Origin of the sequence: Microbacterium sp. UCD-TDU (assembly GCF_000340625.1) — a bacterium.
GTDB classification, from domain to species: Bacteria; Actinomycetota; Actinomycetes; order Actinomycetales; family Microbacteriaceae; genus Microbacterium; species Microbacterium maritypicum.
The window spans coordinates 1,412,921-1,432,312 of the sequence record NZ_KB454446.1 but is presented as its reverse complement, the minus strand read 5'-3'; the positions used below and the strand labels follow the sequence as shown (position 1 = coordinate 1,432,312).

Annotated in this window: 19 protein-coding genes; 5 read left to right on the top strand and 14 right to left on the bottom strand. The window is 68.1% G+C overall.

From position 1 onward, the window contains the following. Positions 1-126: 126 nt before the first annotated feature. Positions 127-426 carry a chorismate mutase gene (locus D514_RS29830; RefSeq protein ID WP_017830023.1) on the bottom strand — a complete coding sequence of 100 codons (300 nt, stop codon included), beginning with the start codon at positions 424-426 and terminating at the stop codon, positions 127-129. 62 nt (positions 427-488) lie between these two features. On the opposite strand from D514_RS29830, the gene D514_RS29825 reads away from it, so the two are divergent. Further along, on the top strand, positions 489-1,706 hold the full coding sequence (locus D514_RS29825; RefSeq protein WP_017830022.1) for an AI-2E family transporter: 1,218 nt from the start codon (positions 489-491) through the stop codon (positions 1,704-1,706). A gap of 73 nt (positions 1,707-1,779) precedes the next feature. On the opposite strand, the gene D514_RS29820 is transcribed toward D514_RS29825, so the two are convergent. The 10 genes from D514_RS29820 to D514_RS29775 form a co-directional block, all read right to left on the bottom strand. Then, the gene (locus D514_RS29820) at positions 1,780-2,694 is read right to left on the bottom strand and encodes an ABC transporter substrate-binding protein (RefSeq protein ID WP_017830021.1); all 915 of its coding nucleotides are present in this window, start codon (positions 2,692-2,694) and stop codon (positions 1,780-1,782) included. Between the two features lie 64 nt (positions 2,695-2,758). Next, positions 2,759-3,484, bottom strand: a complete 726-nt coding sequence (locus D514_RS29815; protein WP_031205882.1) for an ABC transporter permease — start codon at positions 3,482-3,484, stop codon at positions 2,759-2,761. Then, complete coding sequence (locus D514_RS29810) at positions 3,481-4,164, bottom strand: ABC transporter permease (RefSeq protein WP_017830019.1); 684 nt, start codon at positions 4,162-4,164, stop codon at positions 3,481-3,483. The genes D514_RS29815 and D514_RS29810 overlap by 4 nt, the downstream gene beginning before the upstream one ends. Beyond that, complete coding sequence (locus tag D514_RS29805; protein ID WP_017830018.1) at positions 4,161-5,033, bottom strand: ABC transporter ATP-binding protein; 873 nt, start codon at positions 5,031-5,033, stop codon at positions 4,161-4,163. The genes D514_RS29810 and D514_RS29805 overlap by 4 nt, the downstream gene beginning before the upstream one ends. A gap of 60 nt (positions 5,034-5,093) precedes the next feature. Next, on the bottom strand, positions 5,094-5,396 hold the full coding sequence (locus D514_RS29800) for a DUF427 domain-containing protein (protein WP_017830017.1): 303 nt from the start codon (positions 5,394-5,396) through the stop codon (positions 5,094-5,096). A gap of 161 nt (positions 5,397-5,557) precedes the next feature. Beyond that, positions 5,558-6,994, bottom strand: a complete 1,437-nt coding sequence (locus tag D514_RS29795; RefSeq protein ID WP_017830016.1) for an NAD(P)/FAD-dependent oxidoreductase — start codon at positions 6,992-6,994, stop codon at positions 5,558-5,560. A gap of 115 nt (positions 6,995-7,109) precedes the next feature. Then, complete coding sequence (locus tag D514_RS29790; protein WP_017830015.1) at positions 7,110-7,397, bottom strand: hypothetical protein; 288 nt, start codon at positions 7,395-7,397, stop codon at positions 7,110-7,112. A 60-nt stretch (positions 7,398-7,457) separates the two neighbouring features. Beyond that, the gene (locus tag D514_RS29785; protein WP_144052991.1) at positions 7,458-7,682 is read right to left on the bottom strand and encodes a hypothetical protein; all 225 of its coding nucleotides are present in this window, start codon (positions 7,680-7,682) and stop codon (positions 7,458-7,460) included. Further along, positions 7,675-9,798, bottom strand: a complete 2,124-nt coding sequence (locus D514_RS29780; protein WP_017830013.1) for a colicin D domain-containing protein — start codon at positions 9,796-9,798, stop codon at positions 7,675-7,677. The genes D514_RS29785 and D514_RS29780 overlap by 8 nt, the downstream gene beginning before the upstream one ends. A 123-nt stretch (positions 9,799-9,921) precedes the next feature. After that, positions 9,922-10,512 carry a biotin transporter BioY gene (locus D514_RS29775; RefSeq protein ID WP_017830012.1) on the bottom strand — a complete coding sequence of 197 codons (591 nt, stop codon included), beginning with the start codon at positions 10,510-10,512 and terminating at the stop codon, positions 9,922-9,924. 102 nt (positions 10,513-10,614) lie between these two features. Here D514_RS29775 and D514_RS29770 point away from each other — a divergent pair, with 102 nt between their 5' ends. After that, positions 10,615-12,114 carry a class I adenylate-forming enzyme family protein gene (locus D514_RS29770; protein WP_017830011.1) on the top strand — a complete coding sequence of 500 codons (1,500 nt, stop codon included), beginning with the start codon at positions 10,615-10,617 and terminating at the stop codon, positions 12,112-12,114. Beyond that, positions 12,111-13,355: a beta-ketoacyl synthase gene (locus D514_RS29765; RefSeq protein ID WP_017830010.1), complete on the top strand. Its 1,245-nt coding sequence runs from the start codon at positions 12,111-12,113 to the stop codon at positions 13,353-13,355. The genes D514_RS29770 and D514_RS29765 overlap by 4 nt, the downstream gene beginning before the upstream one ends. 143 nt (positions 13,356-13,498) lie before the next feature. Here D514_RS29765 and D514_RS29760 read toward each other — a convergent pair whose 3' ends face one another. After that, positions 13,499-14,605, bottom strand: coding sequence for a beta-propeller fold lactonase family protein (locus D514_RS29760; protein ID WP_017830009.1), 1,107 nt, complete (start codon positions 14,603-14,605; stop codon positions 13,499-13,501). Between the two features lie 8 nt (positions 14,606-14,613). Next, a complete protein-coding gene (locus D514_RS29755) occupies positions 14,614-15,900 on the bottom strand; it encodes an adenylosuccinate synthase (RefSeq protein ID WP_031205880.1) in 1,287 nt (428 codons plus the stop codon). A gap of 203 nt (positions 15,901-16,103) precedes the next feature. On the opposite strand from D514_RS29755, the gene D514_RS29750 reads away from it, so the two are divergent. Both D514_RS29750 and D514_RS29745 read left to right on the top strand, forming a co-directional pair. Continuing rightward, on the top strand, positions 16,104-17,036 hold the full coding sequence (locus tag D514_RS29750; protein ID WP_017830007.1) for a DMT family transporter: 933 nt from the start codon (positions 16,104-16,106) through the stop codon (positions 17,034-17,036). A 46-nt stretch (positions 17,037-17,082) separates the two neighbouring features. Beyond that, a complete protein-coding gene (locus tag D514_RS29745; protein ID WP_017830006.1) occupies positions 17,083-17,790 on the top strand; it encodes a Pr6Pr family membrane protein in 708 nt (235 codons plus the stop codon). Between the two features lie 64 nt (positions 17,791-17,854). Here D514_RS29745 and D514_RS29740 read toward each other — a convergent pair whose 3' ends face one another. Beyond that, the gene (locus D514_RS29740; RefSeq protein ID WP_036322945.1) at positions 17,855-19,279 is read right to left on the bottom strand and encodes an NAD(P)-binding domain-containing protein; all 1,425 of its coding nucleotides are present in this window, start codon (positions 19,277-19,279) and stop codon (positions 17,855-17,857) included. Positions 19,280-19,392 lie beyond the last annotated feature (113 nt).

Below are 19,392 nucleotides of genomic sequence, written 5' to 3'. Positions count from 1 at the left end.
ACAGATCGTGACGCGATCCGTAGTCTCTCCCTAAGTTTATTCATTGAACTTAGTTGGTCAACCGACCTCACAAAGCTCCGGACGGGCGAGTGCTGCACACACCGTCGCCCGTCCGGCTCCTCCTCCTCATCGGCTCTCGGCCGCTTCGGTGTGGTGCCGGATGACCTCCGCCACCACGAAGTTGAACCACTTCTCCGCGAACTCCGGATCGAGATGCGCCTCTTCGGCGAGAGCGCGCAGCCGCGCGACCTGCTGCTCTTCCCGACGGGGGTCGGACGCCGGCATCTCGTGCTCGGCCTTCAGATGCCCGACCTGCTGGGTGGCGCGAAAGCGCTCGGCCAGCATGAAGATCAGTGCGGCGTCGATGTTGTCGATGGTGGCGCGAAGCCGGAGCAGTTCGGCCTTCGGATCCTCGGCGGCGGTCATGCCCCTACTCTAGAGCCGCGTGACATCCTGGTTTCGATCCGTGGCACCGCTATCGTGAGCACATGAGCAACGAAGAGTCGCCGGAATCCGCGCCCCACGACGACGACGCATCCGCCGCAGCTCCCGCCGCATCCGCGACCGCCCGACGCACAGCTCGCCGGGCACCTGTGACCGCCACGACAGACGCTCCGCTCCCCGTCGTGATCGAGCCGATGACCCCGAGCCGGTCGTTCTGGACACGCATCGACCGCCCGTTCGTGTTCGGTTTCCTGGTGACGCTGGGAGGACTCGGGGCGATCGTGATCGGCCTCGCGCTATCGAACCTGTCGACCGTGCTCATCTACATCGCCCTCGCGCTGTTCGCTGCGCTCGGCCTCGATCCCGCCGTGCGGTTCCTGGAACGTCGCGGCCTCTCGCGCGTCATCTCGGTGGTCATCACGATCCTCGCGCTCCTCGTGGTGTTCGCCCTCGTGCTGTGGATGATCGTTCCCGTGGTGATCGACCAGATCGTGAGCTTCGTGCAGTCGGTTCCCGGCATGATCAGGGACTTCACCCGCAGCGACCTCTACGCGACCCTCGAAGCCCAGTTCGGCGAGCAGTTCCAGGAGCTCGTCTCCCAGGTGCAGTCGTTCCTCACCGACTTCGGCAACCTGGCCACGATCGGCGGCGGCGCTCTGGCCGTGGGGGCCTCGATCGCCACCAGCATCTCGGGCGCCATCGTGGTGCTCGTGCTCACGCTGTACTTCCTCGCATCTCTCCCTTCCATGAAGCAGGGGATGCTGCGTCTGGCTCCCGCCCGCGACCGCGCTCGCGCCGGAGACATCGTCGAGCAGATCACCGACTCAGTCGGCGGCTACGTGATGGGGATGGTGGTGCTCGCGTTCTGCAACGCGACGCTCGCCTTCCTGCTCTACTTCTTCCTCGGGCTCCCGTTCCCCCCGCTGATGGCGGCGATCGCATTCTGCGTCACCCTGATCCCCCTGGTGGGCTCGGTGCTGTTCTGGATCCTGGGCACGTGCCTCGCACTGTTCTCCAACCCCATCGCGGCACTGATCTTCGCGGCCATCTACCTCGTCTACATGCAGATCGAGGCCTACGTGATCACGCCGCGCGTCATGAACCGCGCCGTCTCGGTCCCGGGGTCACTCGTCGTGATCGGTGCCCTCGCCGGCGGCACGCTGCTCGGCCTGCTCGGTGCTCTCGTGGCCGTGCCGGTCACCGCCTCGATCCTGATCATCATCAAGCAGGTGCTCGTCCCGAAGCAGGACGCCCGGCTCTAGACGTCTCCTCGCCTCTCGCACACACAGAAGCGCCCGGACCCCGCGAGGGTCCGGGCGCTTCCGTCTGGGCGACTCAGCTGAGGTCGTTGTCGGCCAGCCACTTCTTGGCGATGTCCTCCGCCGACTTCTGGTCGACCGTGCTCTGCACGTTCAGACCCACGAGCTCCTCGGCGGTGAGCTTCTTGCTGATGGCGTTGATCACATCGGCGATCTCGTCAGCGACGTCGCTCGAGGCGATCGGCACGACGTTGGACGAGATGATCAGGTTCTCCGGATCTTCCAGCGCGACGATCTCCTCCGTCTGGAAGGCCGGGTCGGCGGTGTAGATGTCGGCCACCTGGATCTCGCCGGCGAGCAGCGATTCGAGGGTGGTCGGCCCCGTGGCCGAGAACGTCAGGTCGACACCGTAGGCCTCCTTGGCCTTGGCGGGGCCGTACGGACGCTCCTCGAACTCCGGTGAGGCACCGATCGTCACCGGGGTGGTGACCTTGGCGAGGTCGCCGATCGAGGTGAGATCGTTCGCCTCGGCGAAGCTCTTCAGCACCGTGTACGTGTCCTGATCGGAAGCCTCCGCGTAGTCGAGAGCGGTGAGCCCCTCGGGCAGCGCCTCCTTCAGCGCCGTGTACACGTCTTCCGGGCTGGTCGCGGTCGCGTTCTTGTCGAGGTACTCGAGAAGGCTGCCGGTGTACTCCGGGAACAGGTCGATCGCGCCGGACTCGACGTCGGGCATGTAGGCGTCGCGCTGGCCGATGTTGAACTGCTTGTCGACCTTGAACCCCGCGCCCTCGAGAGCCTGCGCGTAGATCTCGGCGATGATCTCGTTGGAGTAGTAGGCCTGCGAGCCGATGACGATCGTGTCGTCGGCGGAGCTCGAGCCCTCGCTCGGGGCGTCGAGCGGGTTGCTGTTCGCGCAGCCGCCGAGGACGAGCACCGCGGCGAGCGCGGCACCACCGGCAAGGGCGAGTCGTGATTTACGTGCTGTGAACATGAGGACTTCCTCTTCTCTGGGACAACAGGGATGGTGCTGTGGAACTCTGTCGGGGCTGTGGAGGTCAGGCTGTGGCGGGCGACGGAGACGAGGCTGCGGCTCGCGACCGGCGTGTGGTGGTCGGCGCGCGCACCCCGGCGGGGACGGCGGCGTGCTGGAGGAGGGCGAAGATCAGGTCGACAGCGAGCGCGAGGACGGCGACGAGGATCGCCCCACCGAGCACCTGATCGAACTTTCGCAGCGGGATGCCCTGGATGATCGGCCATCCGAGCCCGCCGAGATTCACATAGGCCGCGATCGTGACCGTGGCGATCACCTGCAGGAGAGCCGCCCGGATGCCGCCGACGAGCAGGGGCAGTCCGAGGGGAACCTCGACCTTCCAGAACACCTGCCACTCGGTCATGCCCATCGAACGCGCGGAGTCGAGCACTCGACGGTCGATGGCCTCGAGCCCGGTGTAGGCGCCGGCGAGGAGGGAGGGGATCGCGAGGAGCACGAACGTGATGACGGCGGCCTCGGGAATGCGCAGGACGCCCAGGATCAGCACGAGCAGCACCATGAGACCGAACGACGGGATGGCGCGCGCTGCCCCGGAGACGGCGACCGCGATCTCGCGCCCCTTGCCGGTGTGGCCGATGAGCCAGCCCAGAGGAATCGCGATGACCCCGGCGATCAGCACCGAGATCAGCGTGTAGTACATGTGCTGGCCGAACAGGATGGGCAGCGAGTACGACCCCTCCCACCGGTCGGGGGAGAAGAGCCAGGCGAAGGCCTCGGTGAACACGTTCATGCGGCGGCCCTCAGGGTGGCGGTCTGTCGCGCGGCGGACGGCGTCTTCGCGGCGCGCGTCCACGGCATCAGTGCCCGCCCGAGAAGCAGGAGCAGCAGGTCGATCACGAGAGCGATCACGACGACGGCGATCACTCCGGCGAAGACCTCGGCGAGGATGCGCCGCTGCAGTCCGTTGGTGAACAGATAGCCGAGGTTGGTCACACCGACGAGGATGCCGACCGTGGCGAGGGAGATCGTGCTGACGGCCGCGACGCGGAGACCGGCGAGCACGACGGGACCTGCGAGCGGGAAGTCGACGGTCCAGAACCGGCGGAAGCCGCCGTAGCCCATCGCGGTGGCCGATTGCCGGATGGCGGGATCGACCGAGTCGAGGCCGTCGGACACGGCGCGCACGAGGATCGCGACCGCGTAGATGGTGAGGCCGATGATGAGGTTGACCGGGCTGCGGGCCGGATACCCGGCGACGGAGGGGAGAAGAATCAACAGCGCCAGCGAGGGGATCGTGTAGAGCAGCCCGGTGAGGACGATGACCGGCCCCTTCACCAGCTGATAGCGCCAGGCGACCCAGCCCAGCGGCACCGACAGCACGAAGCCGAGCACGATCGCGATCGCACTCTGCTGAAGGTGGATCCCGGTCAGCTCGAGGATGAGGCCGAGGTTGTCGACGATCCAGTTCACGGAGCGCCCTTCGTGACGCTCTCCTCGCTCAGGAGAGCGTCGGTCACGGCATCCGGCACATCGACGATCGAGCCCTGGGTGCGGCCGTCGGCGTCGACCACCACGGTGCCGCGCGGTGTCTGCTTGAGGTGCAGGGCGCGGCGACCTCGATCGGCGCCGATGAAGGCTGCGACGAAATCGTCTGCCGGATTCTCGATGATCTCGCTCGGGCTGCCCACCTGCACGATGCGCGCGCCCTTGTCGAGGATGACGACCTGGTCGCCGAGCAGGAACGCCTCGTCGATGTCGTGGGTGACGAACACGACGGTCTTGTCGAGTTCGCGCTGCAGCCGCAGGGTCTCCTGCTGCAGGTCGGCCCGCACGATGGGGTCGACCGCGCCGAACGGCTCGTCCATGAGCAGGATGTTCGGGTCGGCGGCGAGTCCGCGGGCGACACCGACGCGCTGCTGCTGCCCACCGGAGAGCTGACTGGGGTAGCGGTCGGCGAGCGCCTGGTCGAGGCCCACCGTGTCGAGCAGCTCACGCGCCCGCTTGTGGGCAGCCGTCTTCTTCACGCCGGTCAGCCGCAGCACCGTGGCCACGTTGTCGATCACCGTGAAGTGCGGCATGAGGCCGGAGTTCTGCATGACGTAGCCGATGCGGCGGCGCAGAGCCACGGGGTCGCCCTGGAGCACGTTCTCGCCGTCGATCTCGACATCGCCGGAGGTGGGCTCGACCATGCGGTTGATCATGCGGAGCAGGGTGGTCTTGCCGCAGCCGGACGAACCGACGAACACGGTGGTCTTGCGCGACGGCAGCACGAGACTGAAGTCGTCGACGGCGAGGGCACCACCGGGGAACCGTTTGGTGACGTTGCGGAACTCGATCATGGGCTGGTCTCCAGTCGGTCGATCGATGTGCGAGGGGACGAGTCTTGGCTCTTCAGATGGCTACGGGCCGACCTCGACGCGGGGATCGAACGCGACGTACCCGGAGAAGTCCTTGCCCACGCGATCGAACGCAGAGGGGTAGGGGTTCGGGTACGACCAGGCGTAGTCGGTGTAGAGCTCTCCGTCGGTCTGCACCGAGAAGTACTGCGCCGCGCCCTTCCACGGACAGGTGTACGGCGTGGGACTCTCGACGAGCGCCCCGGGTGTGATGGATGCGGGCGGGAAGTACCAGTTCCCTTCGATGCGGGCGAGATCGCTCTCGTCGGCCTCGGCGATGACGGTTCCTGCGAGTACAGCCTTCATGGTCCTGCCTCCTCGGATGTGAGTTCGAGCGTATAAGACGGCTGCGACATCGGGGATGAGGGTTGCGTCGCGGCCGTCAATATGAGAAACAATCCCGTTCCTGTTCGGCACGATCACGCGAACGGATTGCTCCCGATGTCGGGATCGACTCCCTCCACGGATCAGGCGGAGTCGCGGCCGTATCCCTCGAGCAGCCGCAGCCAGATCTCGCTGATCGTGGGGTACGACGGCACCGCGTGCCAGAGGCGGGCGATCGGGACCTCGCCGACGATCGCCACGGTGGCCGCATGCACGAGCTCCGCCACCTCGGGACCGACGAACGTCGCACCGACCACGACGTCGCGGTCGGTGTCGACCACGAGCCGTGCCTGGCCCTCGAAGCCGTCTTCGTAGAGGCTCGCACCGGCGACCCAGCCCAGGTCGTAGTCGACGGCCTTCACCGCGATGCCGGCCTTGACCGCCTGGGCCTCGGTGAGACCGACGGAGCCGACCTCGGGAATCGAGAACGTGACCTGCGGCACGGCGGCCTGGTCGGCGGTGGCGACGTGACGGCCCCACGGGGCGTCGTCCACGCCTTTACCCTGGGCGCGGGCCACGATCACGTCGCCCGCGGCGCGGGCCTGGTACTTGCCCTGATGGGTGAGGAGCACGCGCCCGTTGACGTCGCCGACCGCGTACAGCCAGTCCGATCCGGGAACGCGGAGCGTGTCATCCGTCTCGATCCAGCGGCCGGGTTCCAGCCCCACCACGTCGAGGCCGATGTCACCGCTGCGCGGCGAACGACCGGTCGCGGCCAGCACCTCGGTGGCGGTGATCTCGTCGCCACCGTCGAGGGTGATGGTCACGCCGTTCGCGCCGCGGTGCACGGATGTCGTTCCCGTGCCGGTGCGCACGTCGACGCCGAGTTCCTTGAGGCCTGCGGTGACGCGCTCGCCCGCGAAGGGCTCCATGCCGCCGAGCAGACCGCTGCGGGCGATCACGGTGACCTTCGAGCCCAGTGCAGCGTAGGCGGTCGCCATCTCGACGGCCACGACGCCTCCGCCGATGACGGCCAGGCTCTCCGGAAGCTCCTCGGCGCTGGTCGCTTCGCGGCTCGTCCACGGGGTGGCCTCGCGCAGGCCTTCGATGGGTGGGATGACGGCATCCGATCCGGTGCTGATAGCGACGGCATGCCGGGCTTTGAGCACGCGCTCCGCGCCGTCGGCATCCGTCACGGTCACCTCGCGCTCGCCCGTGATGCGTCCGTGGCCGCGGGCCAGGTCTATGCCTGCGGAGTCGAGCCACTTGACCTGACCGTCGTCGGACCAGTTGCTGGTGAACGAGTCGCGACGGTCGAACACGGCGCGCACGTCGAGCTTTCCGGTCACCGCCTGCGAAGACCCGCCCACGTGCTGAGCGGCACGGAGCGCCTGCGCCGAACGCAGCAGCGCCTTCGACGGCATGCACGCCCAGTACGAGCACTCACCTCCGACGAGCTCGCTCTCCACGATGATCGCGGTGAGCCCGCCCTGCACAGCCCGATCGGCGACGTTCTCGCCCACCGGACCACCGCCCAAGACGATCAGGTCGTACTCGTCGGTCTTCTCCGCAGCGTTCATGCGTCGCACCTCTCCATGAGCCGGTTACGTGGCCCAGTCTCGCTCATGAGCAACGTCGAGTCACGGGTGAGTTGTTCCCTGCGGCGTGGCGCGGGGGAGGTGTGGAGACGCGGATCTAGGTGAAGTGCTGAACTATTCCTATCGTCGCGCCGGTCAGCATGAGCAGCCCGATGAGCACGCCGAATACGCCGACGACGCCCATCATGAACGGCTTCTGGCGGCCTGCGGATGCCTGAGCGATTCGCTCACCGAACATCGATCTCTGCGTTTTGAAGACGGCCTCATTGAGCGGGCGGCGATAGCGGATGATGAGTATCCCGAGAGCCACGGCGAATAGACCGACAATAAGGTTGGGCAGGACCGTTCCTGCCTGAATATCAGGCAAGCGAATTCCCACCGGCATATCTGCACCAGGCTAAGGAGGAGTCGCTGCCACGTCGCCCAGAAACAAGCGGCTCCTCGCTCATTGACCGCTACTCACCGCCTTCTTGGCAGCCGCTACGCGCTCGGCATAGTGCGAGTCGAAGACCATCGGCAAAAGTGATTCGAGTTTGGCTTCCAGGTCCCACAGCACTCTCCGCTGTGCGGGATCAGCGACAGCCGCTTCTGTCTCGTTTATTGCTCCGAGCCACTCGAATAGGACAAGCGCCTCTTCCTCGCTCAGAACCACGGTGACGTTGTTACCCACCACCCAACCTCCCAGTCGTCAGCAAGTTCTCGACTTGCGTTGAACTCAACTTCCACCCCGATAGGAAGTCATCTCCTTGGAGAATAACGTTGATGCCTGACTGCGGGTTGTAGTAGTGAGTCACGGAAGCACCGCGGTACTCCCCGGTGATGCTAATTGTGTTCGGTGATCGGACGTGCGCGACGATTGCAGATGCGAAGCTCTGCGCGTTGGTGGGGCTGTAGTTCCCAGCAACTCCAAAGTCATTCGCATGCTTGAACTTCTTTTGCGCCTGCACTGTTCTGACGGTCACCGACCGGTGGACAGTCATCGGGTTCTGGGCTTGCACGTTCGCCCGTGGCGCGACGACCGGAGTCATCCGCCGCCATGTGTAGATCCCCATCGGTGTGGTGTACCCGCGCATATTCGAAGGCATCCCCCGCGAAGTCACATAGTTGCCGCCCTGTGAACCGCCAGCCCAAGGGTTCCACCACTTCTTCCCGCTGAGGTCGTGTCCGTTGATGGGGTCGGTGGGCCAGGCGTAGTCGTTCGCTCCGCCCCCTTCGATGGGGTCGACCTGCAGGAACCTCCCGAGGGCGGGGACATACAACCGCACCCCCATCTCCACCACCAACGCCGACCCTGCCGACTCCGCCGGCTTCAACGCCCCCTGATGCCACAGCGTGTTCCCTGCCACCTGACCCGTGTCATCCGACGCCACCGTCCCGACCGCGAATGACACAGGGTCCACGGGCTGACCGAACGGATCCCACAACAACAACGCACTCGCCGTGGTGCCGGTGCGGGTCACCAAGCCGTGTCCACCCAAACCGGGGAACGACCACGTCACCACCCCGGCCTGGTTCGTCCACGACACCCCACCCGGCAACCCGACACTCCGGGTCAGCTCCGCACCCGACTTTTGACCCCACGCGGCATCACCACCCGCCGCATACAGATAGTTGGTGGTGGCCGCGGGGGCATCGCCGGTCGGGTCGATGGTGCGTGTGGCGATGCGTCCGGTCGCATCCCGCACGATCCGCACCGCCGTGCCATCGTCATACGTCGTCCCGATGTGCCGGTTCGCGGCGTCATACGAGAACTGCATATCGCCCAGGCGAACCGTGTTCCCCCGCACGTCATACACGATCTCCGACGCCGCCAGACCATCCGCGACCGTCGTCGCACCCGGGACCGCGCCCGTGACGGTCGACGACAACAACCTGTCCGCCCAGTCGTAACAGGATGTGGTCGTGGTGGTGACGGCCGCTTGTCCCGGCGCCGTCCACACATCCGTCGAACCCGTCCGGTTCCCGGACATGCCCGCCGCCGCATTCGGACCACACCCACCCGACGAGCCGAACCCATACGTGAACTCATGCCCCGGGATGGTCGCCGAGACCAACCGCCCCGCCGTGTCATACCCATACGTCGACGAATACGACGTCGACCCCATCGACGACTGCTGCTTCACCACACGGCCCGACTGCGACCGCACCACAGCATCCGACACGACCTGACCGCCGACCAGCCACTCCTGGCCGATCACCCGCTCCGCCGCATCACGGCTGACGCTGTTCAACGCCGAACCATCCGGATACGCGATCTGCGTCAACCGCTGCAACGCGTCAAACGTCACCGAAGCGAGCTGCTGCCCATCGACCGTGACCGTCTTCACCTTGCCATCGGCGTCGTACGTGTACGCCGTCACCGATGCGGCACCACCGGCCGGAGCCGTCGAGATCTGCGTCACACGACCCGAAGCCGGATCGTACGTGGGCGTGGTCACCGTGCCCCACACATCCGTGTAGCTCACGGTGCGCCCGAGCAGGTCGCTGACCGTTGTGATCGTCGAGTCGTTCGGCGAACCCGCGACCGACACACCACTCGTGACAGACGTGTACCCGCCGCCGGTGACCCGCGTCGTCTCGGTCGTCGAGCTGGAGATCGTCGCGACCCCCGACCCTCCGACAATCTTCGACGACACGACCTTGCCGCGGGCGTCGTAACCCGTGCACGACCAGTCCGTGTCACCGGTCGACTTCGTCGCCACTGCACGGCCCCACGCGTCATACGCGTACTCGGTCGTGATGGCCCCACCCGAAGCCGGAGTCGGCCCCGTGGTCGACTTCGCCATGCCGTACTGCTTCGTGCCCGAGGGGATACCACACACCGCCGGCGCGTTCTCGAGGTCGCCGTAGTACGTGCTCGTGGTCTTCGCCGTCGCCGTGGACGGGCGGTCAGAACTCGAACGTGATACCTACGCCGCCGCCACCGCGGCCTCCCGCACCCGCCGGTTGTCGGCGAAGGCACGAGGGTAGGCGCGACGGAGCGCGACCACGACCAGCGTCGCTGCTGTCACCTTGATCAGATCCCCCGGGAGGAAAGCCAGGCTCGACAGCGCCGTCGGCCCGAGCGGCACCGCCGTCACGAGGGCCTGCACGGGGATGCCGAACGCGTAGACCACGAACACTCCGCCGATGAGCGCGGCGCCAGCGGAACGCCACCACGTGAAGCGCCCGGTGCGCATGAGGAGGCCGATCACCACGACACCGGTGATCCAGCCGAGGAGGTAACCGGCGCTGGGGCCGACGAACACACCGAGCCCTCCGCGGCCACCCGCGAGCACCGGAAGCCCCACCGCGGCGAGCGCCAGCACCAGCACGACGGCGAGCGGTGCGAGGCGCGGTCCCAGCACGAGACCGGCGAGCATGACTCCCAGGGTCTGCGCGGTGATCGGGACGCCGCTGGGCAGGGGCACGATCACGGTGCCGAGCACGACGATCAGTGCGGCGAAGACCGCGATGCGGCCGAGTGCGGCGCTGGTTTCGGTGGTGCGGGACGTGGTCATGTTTCCTCCTGAACACCGTTCACCTGAACGGTGTTCATTAGAATAGGGATGCCCTTGTCCCCATGCAAACCCGTCCCAGGAGTCCTCACGTCCCTCTCCCCGATGCTGCGTCGCATCGCCGCCGAAGACCCCGTCCGGCCGGCGATCGTCGGCCGCGACGCCCAGATGACCTATGGCGAGCTCCACACCGATTCGCGCCGGATCTCCGCGGCCCTGGCGCACGCCCTCACGGACGCCTGCGCGACGGCGACTTCAGCAGCTCACCCACCGCTGCCGCCGGTCGTCGCCATCTGCATGTCCACCGCGTTCGACACCGCGCGCGCCGTCGTCGCGGTGGAGGCGGGCGCGCGCATCCTCACCGTCGTCGACGCGCACTGGCCCGTCGCACTCCAGATGCAGCTGATCGTCGCGACCGGAGCGGCCGCCGTCATCACGGATGTTCCGACGATCCGGGCCGCTCTGAATTCGGCCGGCTGGTCGGGACTCGTCGTCGGGCTCGACGATCTCGCACGAACCACCTCCCCCGCCTCCGCCCATGCAGACACAGACGCAGACGCAAACGCAGCGGCCGACGATGCGCCGTTCCTGATGCTCACCTCTTCGGGGACGACGGGCCCGCCGAAGGCCTTCCTCAAGACGCGCAGGCAATACGCGGCGAACATCGACGTCTCCCGCGACCACCTGGGCGCGCGAGACCGGGTGGCGACCTTCGCCCCGGGCCCGATGTCGTACAGCCTGACCCTGTACACGCTGTTCGAGGTGCTCGCCACGGGCGGTCGGATGCACGTCGCCGACCGCCTGGACGAGCTCTGGCTCAGCTCGCGGGTGCACGACGAGCACATCGCACGCCTGGTCGCGGTTCCTGCGGCGGTGACGGCTCTCACCGACGCGGCGCGGCGCCACCCGGCGCGGTACGACGGCATCGATCTGATCGTCACCGGGGGCGCGAGGTTCCCGGCATCGGCGCGCACGGCCGTCGCCGACGCCCTCCCCCACGCCCGGACGATCAGCTACTTCGGCACCGGCGAACTCGGCTTCATCGGTGACGACCGCGCCGGCCACGACAGCATCCGGCTCTACCCGCAGGTCGAGGCGCGGGTGCGCGGCGACGACGGCAGCGACCTGGCACCGGGCGCACTCGGCAGCCTCTGGGTGCGCTCCCCCTCATGCTCGGCCGCCTACCTGGCGGGCACGGCCTCGGCGCCGTTGACGGACGGCGACGGCTGGGCGAGCGTGCACGATCAGGGGCGGCTGCGCGGCCGGGACTTCACGTTCGTCGGCAGGGAAGGCGACGTCGTCACCACCGGCGGGCACACCGTCGCGCTCGACGAGGTGGAGCGCGCCTTCGACGGCATGCCGGGCCTCAGCGCGTGGTGCGCCATCGCCGAGAGAGATGATCGCCTGGGTCTGCGGATCGTGCTGGTCACCGAGGGTGATGCGCCGCCGGCCGCAGAGCTGCGCCGATGGGCGCGCGAGCGTCTCGCTCCGGCCGCCCGGCCCCGTCGCTGGCACACGGTGGCGGAGCTCCCCCGAACCGCGGGCGGGAAGATCCACCGCGCCGCGGTCGCGGATCTCGTGGCTGTCGGACGGGGACGATCGTGAGCGCCGGGCGCTCCGTGGTCGTCACCGGCGTCGGGGCGGTCACCCCCAGCGGCCTCACGGCACCGGAACTGTGGACGTCTGTGCGCGCGGGACGCAGCGGCATCACGCGGATTCCCCGGGAGATCGCCGGGTCAGGGCCGGTGCAGGTCGGCGGACTGGTGCGTGGATTCAGCGGCGCCTCCGACGTGTCGACATCTCTCGCGCGTCACCTCACGCCGATGCAGCAGTGGGCGATCGCCGCGACCGATGAAGCACTTGCCGATGCGGACCTGGGCACGCCATCGGGGATCGCGGACGTCGCGCAGGTGATCATCGCGACAGGGTCGGGCCCGGTGGATGCGACGGTGCAGGCGGCAGGCGCGCTGCGAGATCGCGGACCCCGCCGGGTACCGCCAGGGCTCACCGTCTACGGAACCGCGGATGCGATCGCGACAGTGCTCAGCAGACGATACGGATTCCTCGGCCAGACCCACGCGATCGCCGCAGCCTGCGCGAGTGGCGCGGTCGCGATCGGAGAAGGTCTCCGGAGGATCCGTCACGGCTACGCCGACGCAGTGCTGGTCGTCGGGATGGAGGATTGCCTCGGCCCGCTGCACCTGGCGGCGCACACCAACCTCCGCTCGCTCGCCACGGGCTTCGGCGACGACCCCTCGGCGGCCTCGCGCCCTTTCGACCGCGCACGTACGGGCTTCGTGATGGCACAGGGCGCGTCCGCCGTGCTGCTGGAGGCCGCGGACCTCGCACACGAGCGCGGCGCTCGACCCCTCGCGACCATCGCCGGATTCGGTGCGACCAGCGACGCGCATCACGCCACGGCACCGGACCCGGCCGCCGCCGGGGCGACCAGGGCGATCGATGCATGCCTCGCCGACGCCGACATCCGCGCCGCGCAGATCGACCATGTGAACACCCACGGCACGGGCACGGTTCTCGGCGACGAAGCCGAGCTCGTCGCGCTCGCACAGGCGCTGGGAGCGGGGGCGCCATCCGTTCCGCTCACCGCCACGAAGTCGACCACCGGGCATCTGCTCGGCGCAGCGGGCGTCACCGAAGCCGTCATCGCCGCGATGACTCTTCGCGATCAGGTGCTGCCTCCGACCATCAACCTGTCGCATCCGTGCGCGGACGGGTGGGACTTCGTCCGCGACCGGGAGCGACCGCATCCGGTCCGCACAGTGCTGTCGACCTCGTTCGGATTCGGAGGTCACAACGCGGCGCTGCTGCTCACGGCGTGCGAGTGAGCCCGACCGGCGCCCGTACCCGCGCCAGGCGTCGGGAGAACGGCCGGATATCGGAGCGGGATGCGGCGTGTCGCCCGACATCCGCTCCCACTCCCGACAAGTGTCCCGGGCAGGCACGGCCGACCCGGCCGCACGAGCCGCGGTCAGCGCACCGGAAGGAAGTGCGTGGGGGTCGGAACCTGCGCCTCGTGGCGGATACCGAGGGGCGCGCCCGTGCGCTCATCGAGGTCGATCAGCGTGATGGTGTCGGAGCGTTGCCCCGCGACGAGCATCTTGCCCTCGTGGACGAGGTGGTGCCGCGGCCAGTCGACCCCCGCATCGGCGAGCGCCACGGACTCCAGAGACTCGCCGCCGCCGCGTACCCGCAGCGCCGCGATCGTGTTGCTGCCGCGCAGGGCCGTGTACAGGAACTGTCCGTCGCGCGTGCGTGCGAGCTCGGCGGGGAAGTCCGTGCCCACCTCGGCGATCGGGCTCGTCAGCGTCACCGACACGACGCTCCAGGTGCCATCCGCCGCCGGCGCGAGCGTGAACACTTCGCACGAGTACTCGGTGACCACGTGCAGGTGCCCGCTGGGGTGCAGCACCATGTGCCGCGGACCGGTGCCGAGCGGGAGCACCACCTCGTGGTCGAGGGTGAGCCCGCTGCCGCTCTGCCGCCAGAACCGCACGAGGTCGAACCCGAGGTCGGTGGTCGCGACACGGCCGTCGGGGAGGAACGTCGCCGCGTGCGCGTGCGAGACGCGGTCACCGCCGACCCCGTACGGATCGACCGCCGCGACGCCGTCTCCGGGAGGAGTCGCGGCCGGAGCATCGGGGTCGGCGTCACCGAACAGGGCCGCGCGAAGCGCCGCCGCGGCATCCGGCTTCGGGGCGACGATGCGACCGTCCGCATCCAGATCGAACCGCACCACGCGGCCATCGCCGTAACAGCTGGCGATCAGGGCCGAACCGTTCGGGGCGACCGCGACATGACAGACGTACTGGCCGACCGCGGCGGGCGGCCCCAGAGGCGTGAGAGCGGCTTCGCCCGCGCGGGAGAACGCCTGCACCGCGGAGTCGCCTTCGAGTGCCGCATAGACGACGTCGAGGGTCGGGTGCTGCGCGAGCCACGAGGGTGAGGGCGTCTCGACCACGGAGCCGCGGTAGGCGAGCGTGGAGGCCTCGCGCCCTTCATCCCCCGCGAGCAGGCCGATGCCCTCGGCCGAGCCGTCCATCGCGGCCCCGTAGCCGCCCAGCCAGAAGCGCGTCACGACGCGGGTCAGTCGAGCAGGTCGTGACGGACGACGACCTGGTCGCGCTCGGGCCCGACGCCGATCACCGAGATGCGCGTGTTGCTCATCTTCTCGAGCGCCAGCACGTAGTCCTGCGCGTTCTGCGGCAGATCCTCGAAGGTGCGCGCGACGGAGATGTCTTCGCTCCAACCAGGGAAGTACTCCAGGATCGGCTTCGCGTGGTGGAAGTCGGTCTGGTTGACCGGCACCTCGTCGAACCGCTCGCCGTCGACGTCGTAGGCGACGCACACCGGGATCTGCTCGAGGCCCGTGAGGATGTCGAGCTTGGTGAGCACCAGGTCGGTGATGCCGTTGATACGCGTGGCGTAGCGCGTGATGGGCGCGTCGTACCAGCCCACACGGCGCGGACGACCGGTGGTGGTGCCGAACTCGAAGCCCTGCTTGCGCAGCCACTCGCCCTGTTCGTCGAAGAGCTCGGTCGGGAACGGACCGGAGCCGACGCGGGTCGTGTACGCCTTGACGATGCCGACGATGCGGTCGAGCGCACCGGGGCCCACTCCCGCGCCCGTCGCCGCGCCGCCGGCGGTCGCCGACGAAGAGGTGACGAACGGGTAGGTGCCGTGGTCGATGTCGAGCATCGTGGCCTGGCCACCCTCGAACACGACGACCTCGCCGCGGTCCAGAGCCTGCGCGATCAGGTAGCCGGTGTCGGCGACCATCGGCCGCAGACGCTCGGCGTACGAGAGCAGGTCTTCGACGACCTCGTCGGCGGTGATCGCACGACGGTTGAAGATCTTCACCAGCAGGTGGTTCTTCTGATCGAGAGCACCCTCGACCTTCTGGCGCAGGATGTTCTCGTCGAACAGGTCCTGCACGCGGATGCCCACGCGGTTGATCTTGTCGGCGTATGCCGGGCCGATGCCGCGACCGGTCGTGCCGATCATGCGCTTGCCGAGGAAGCGCTCGGTGACCTTGTCGAGCGTGCGGTGGTACTGCGTGATGATGTGCGCGTTGGCGCTGACCTTGAGGCGCGAGACGTCGATGCCGCGGGCGGCGAGCGCCTCCAGCTCGAAGAAGAGCACCTCGAGGTCGACCACGACGCCGTTGCCGATCACGGGCGTCACGCCCGGAGACAGGATGCCGGAGGGCAGCAGGTGCAGCGCGTACTTCTCGTCGCCGACGACGACGGTGTGCCCGGCGTTGTTGCCGCCGTTGAACTTCACCACCCAGTCGGTGCGCTCACCGAGAAGATCGGTGGCCTTGCCCTTTCCTTCGTCGCCCCACTGCACGCCGACGATAACGATTCCTGGCATGGGTAACCCCCTGGCTTTCGCCGGGTTTGCACCGGCCGATGAGCTGGCCCTCTTCGGGCGGTCCCATCCTATCGAAGCGATTCGCAGCGCCCTCCCGTGAGGTGGGCGCAGCGGGCGCAGACCGGAGGAGTCGGCGGGAAAGCGACGGTGGATGGCGCTGCGGCAGCTCGCCCGATGTCGGACGCCACTGCCAGGATCGAAGGATGTCAGCAGCCGCATCCGGCGACCCCGGGATCCGCACCGATACCGGAGCGCCGAAGAAGCAGGGCGCACTCGTGCTCGCCGCCGCGCTGGTCACCGTGGTGCTGTGGGCTTCGGCCTTCATCGGCATCCGCGGCGCGGGCCCGCACTACGACCCTGGCGCTCTGGCACTGCTGCGCATGGCGGTCGGCACCGTCGTGTTGACGTTCATCGCGCTGCGGCACGGCATCCGCATCCCGGCCCGTCGCCACTGGCTCCTCATCGCGGTGTGGGGCGTCGGCTGGTTCTGCGTCTACAACCTCGCGCTCAACAGCGCCGAGCTCACACTCGACGCCGGCACGGCCGCGATGGTGGTGAACCTCGCGCCCCTCATGGTGGTCGTCTTCAGCGGACTGTTCCTGCGGGAGGGATTCCCGAAGCCGCTCGTCATCGGCGCACCCATCGCGTTCCTCGGCGTCGTGCTGATCGGCATGAACTCCTCCACCAGCGCCGGCCCCGACATCACGGGCCTGCTGCTTGCCCTCCTCGCCGCGGTCATGTACGCCGGGTGCACCCTCGTGCAGAAGCGCCTGCTCACCTCGGGGGTCGACCCGACCACCCTGACCTGGCTCGGCGCGGGCGTCGGCACCATCGCGCTGCTGCCGTGGATCGGCAACCTCATCGGCTCCCTCCAGACGGCTCCGCTGGATGCCACGCTGTGGGTCGTCTACCTCGGCATCTTCCCCACCGCGATCGCCTTCACGACCTGGGCCTACGTGCTGCAGCGCAGCACCGCAGGGCAGACGTCGGCCACCACCTACGTCGTGCCGGCGATCGCGATCCTCATGTCCTGGGCGATCCTCGGCGAGGTGCCGACACCGCTGATGTTCCTCGGCGGAGCGCTGTGTCTTCTGGGCGTGCTCATCACGCGCCTGCGGTGGCGCAGACGCGCCTGACGCTCGCGCGCATCCGGAGGTGACTACAGTTGCGACCGGAGGCGAAATGACGACCTGGTGGCCCTATCTGCGCATCGCCGCAGCCCTGCTCGCGCTCGCGGCTGTCATCGCGCAGCTGAACCGCTCGGTGCAGAACGCCCTCGATGCGACGACCGAGTGGGGCGGGCATCTGCCGACAGTGGCGGCCAACTTCCTCAGCTTCTTCACGATCGAGTCGAACATCCTCGCTGCGATCGTCCTGCTCGTCGCCGCGATCTGGGCACTGCGCCACCGCCGCACCACCGACGCCGAACCGCGCTGGCTCGCGGTGCTGCTGGTGTGCGTCAGCACGTACATGATCGTGACCGGCATCGTCTACAACACGCTGCTGCGAAACGTCGAGCTCCCCCAAGGCGTCACCGTCCCCTGGTCGAACGAGGTGCTGCACGTCGTCATCCCCTTGTTCCTGCTGGCCGACGTGCTGCTCGCCCCGCGCCGCCGGGCACTGGGCTGGAGCACGATCGCGGTGACGGCGATCTTCCCGCTGGTCTGGGCGGTGTACACGCTGCTCCGCGCGAACCTCATCATCGCTCCGGCGACCGGTGAACCCTACTGGTACCCGTATCCGTTCCTGAATCCCTACAGCGTTCCCGGGGGCTACCTCGGCGTCTCGGGGTACATCGTCGGCATCGCGATCGCGATCGTGGGCGTAGCCGCACTCGTCGTCTGGATCGGGCGCCGCCGCGGGGCCGTGCCGCGCCCCGTCCTCTCCTGATCTGCACGACGACGCCCCTCGCACCCGGGAACGGGCGGAGGGGCGTCGTCGATTCACACGATGCTCAGGCGGTCGCGAGCGCCTCACGGTCGTCGTCATGCGGCCGACCCGCGATCATGCGCGCCGTCTCGGTGGCATCCGGATCGACGTCGAGGTAGCGCTCGAGGGAATCGTCGAGCTCTTCGAGCCACGGCGTGTGGTGAACCACGGCGATGGTCCCGGTCATGACCGACTCGTAGGTGCGGTCGCGGTAGCCCATGATGTCGTCCTTCTTGTCGCGCTTCCACGCGAGGAAGATCTCGACGACCCGGTCGATGTCGAACTCCGGATAGTCGGTGAGCTCGAGCAGGTCACGGATGTAGTCGGCCTGGAAGCGGATCTCCGCCGCGGCCGAGTCGATCCGGCCGAAGCGGGCGCGCCACTCGGCGATGGATGCCGCGCGCTCCTGCTCGGCGGGCAGAGCGAGGCGACCGAGGATCAGGTCGCGCACGTACCAGGCCTGCGCGTCGAACATGTTGAACGTGAACCACTGGTCCTGCGCGCCGAGGTAGGTCAGGCGCGGATTGCCCTGCCAGACCACACCGCGGTACAGACCGTCGGGGTACACGTTGTTCGGCGAGGAGAGGGCGAGGTCGTCGGGGAGGAACGGGTACTTGTGCAGGTACCCGGTGCACAGGATGACGGCGTCGATGTGCTTCGAGGTGCCGTCGGCGAAGAACGCGGTGCTGCCCTCGAAGCGCTCGACGACCGGGCGCTCCTCGATGCCGTCAGGCCAGTCGTACCCCATCGGCGCCGACCGGAAACTCGCCGTCACCGAGCGGGCGCCCATCTTGAACGCCTGGCTGCCGATGTCCTCCGCGGAGTAGCTCGCGCCGATCACGAGCACATCCTTGTCTTCGAAGGCCTCGGCGCCCCGGAAGTCGTGGGCGTGGCTGATGTAGCCGGGGAACGTCTCGATTCCGGGGAAGTCCGGCACGTTCGGGAACGAGAAGTGCCCGCTGGCGATGATGACGCGGTCGAACTCCTCCACGGTCGACTGGCCCGTCGGCAGGTCTTCGCTGGTGAGGGTGAAGACCTCGCGCTCGCTGTCGAACTCGACCCAGCGCACCACGGTCTGGAAGCGGATCAGCTCCCGCACATCGCTCTTCTCCAGGCGGCCGGCGATGTAGTCCCACAGCACGGGGCGCGGCGGGTAGGACGAGATGGGACGCCCGAAGTGCTCGTCGAAGCTGTAGTCCGCGAACTCCAGCGCCTCCTTCGGACCGTTCGACCAGAGGTTGCGGTACATGCTGGAGTGCACCGGCTCACCGAATTCGTCCAGCCCGGTGCGCCAGGTGAAGTTCCACTGTCCGCCCCAGTCGGCCTGCTTCTCGAAGCAGACCAGCTCGGGGATCTCCGCCCCCGCGCGGGCCGCGGACTCGAAGGCCCGCAATTGCGCCATGCCCGAGGGGCCGGCGCCGATGATCGCTACTCGTTCTCTGCTCGTCACGTATTGTCCTCATACTCTTCAGTCATGTATCGGCACGGCCGCATCCGAGCGAGGAACAGTTCTGTCCCGGTGGGAGCGGAATGCTCGACCTGCCCGGAAAGCGGCTGCTCTTC

Excerpts from the sequence above, each read along its gene's own strand:
- D514_RS29830 (WP_017830023.1), bottom strand. The coding sequence starts at position 426 with ATGACCGCCGCCGAGGATCCGAAGGCCGAACTGCTCCGGCTTCGCGCC.
- D514_RS29825 (WP_017830022.1), top strand. The coding sequence starts at position 489 with ATGAGCAACGAAGAGTCGCCGGAATCCGCGCCCCACGACGACGACGCA.
- D514_RS29820 (WP_017830021.1), bottom strand. The coding sequence starts at position 2,694 with ATGTTCACAGCACGTAAATCACGACTCGCCCTTGCCGGTGGTGCCGCG.
- D514_RS29815 (WP_031205882.1), bottom strand. The coding sequence starts at position 3,484 with ATGAACGTGTTCACCGAGGCCTTCGCCTGGCTCTTCTCCCCCGACCGG.
- D514_RS29805 (WP_017830018.1), bottom strand. The coding sequence starts at position 5,033 with ATGATCGAGTTCCGCAACGTCACCAAACGGTTCCCCGGTGGTGCCCTC.
- D514_RS29800 (WP_017830017.1), bottom strand. The coding sequence starts at position 5,396 with ATGAAGGCTGTACTCGCAGGAACCGTCATCGCCGAGGCCGACGAGAGC.
- D514_RS29795 (WP_017830016.1), bottom strand. The coding sequence starts at position 6,994 with ATGAACGCTGCGGAGAAGACCGACGAGTACGACCTGATCGTCTTGGGC.
- D514_RS29790 (WP_017830015.1), bottom strand. The coding sequence starts at position 7,397 with ATGCCGGTGGGAATTCGCTTGCCTGATATTCAGGCAGGAACGGTCCTG.
- D514_RS29780 (WP_017830013.1), bottom strand. The coding sequence starts at position 9,798 with ATGGCGAAGTCGACCACGGGGCCGACTCCGGCTTCGGGTGGGGCCATC.
- D514_RS29775 (WP_017830012.1), bottom strand. The coding sequence starts at position 10,512 with ATGACCACGTCCCGCACCACCGAAACCAGCGCCGCACTCGGCCGCATC.
- D514_RS29770 (WP_017830011.1), top strand. The coding sequence starts at position 10,615 with ATGCTGCGTCGCATCGCCGCCGAAGACCCCGTCCGGCCGGCGATCGTC.
- D514_RS29755 (WP_031205880.1), bottom strand. The coding sequence starts at position 15,900 with ATGCCAGGAATCGTTATCGTCGGCGTGCAGTGGGGCGACGAAGGAAAG.
- D514_RS29750 (WP_017830007.1), top strand. The coding sequence starts at position 16,104 with ATGTCAGCAGCCGCATCCGGCGACCCCGGGATCCGCACCGATACCGGA.
- D514_RS29745 (WP_017830006.1), top strand. The coding sequence starts at position 17,083 with ATGACGACCTGGTGGCCCTATCTGCGCATCGCCGCAGCCCTGCTCGCG.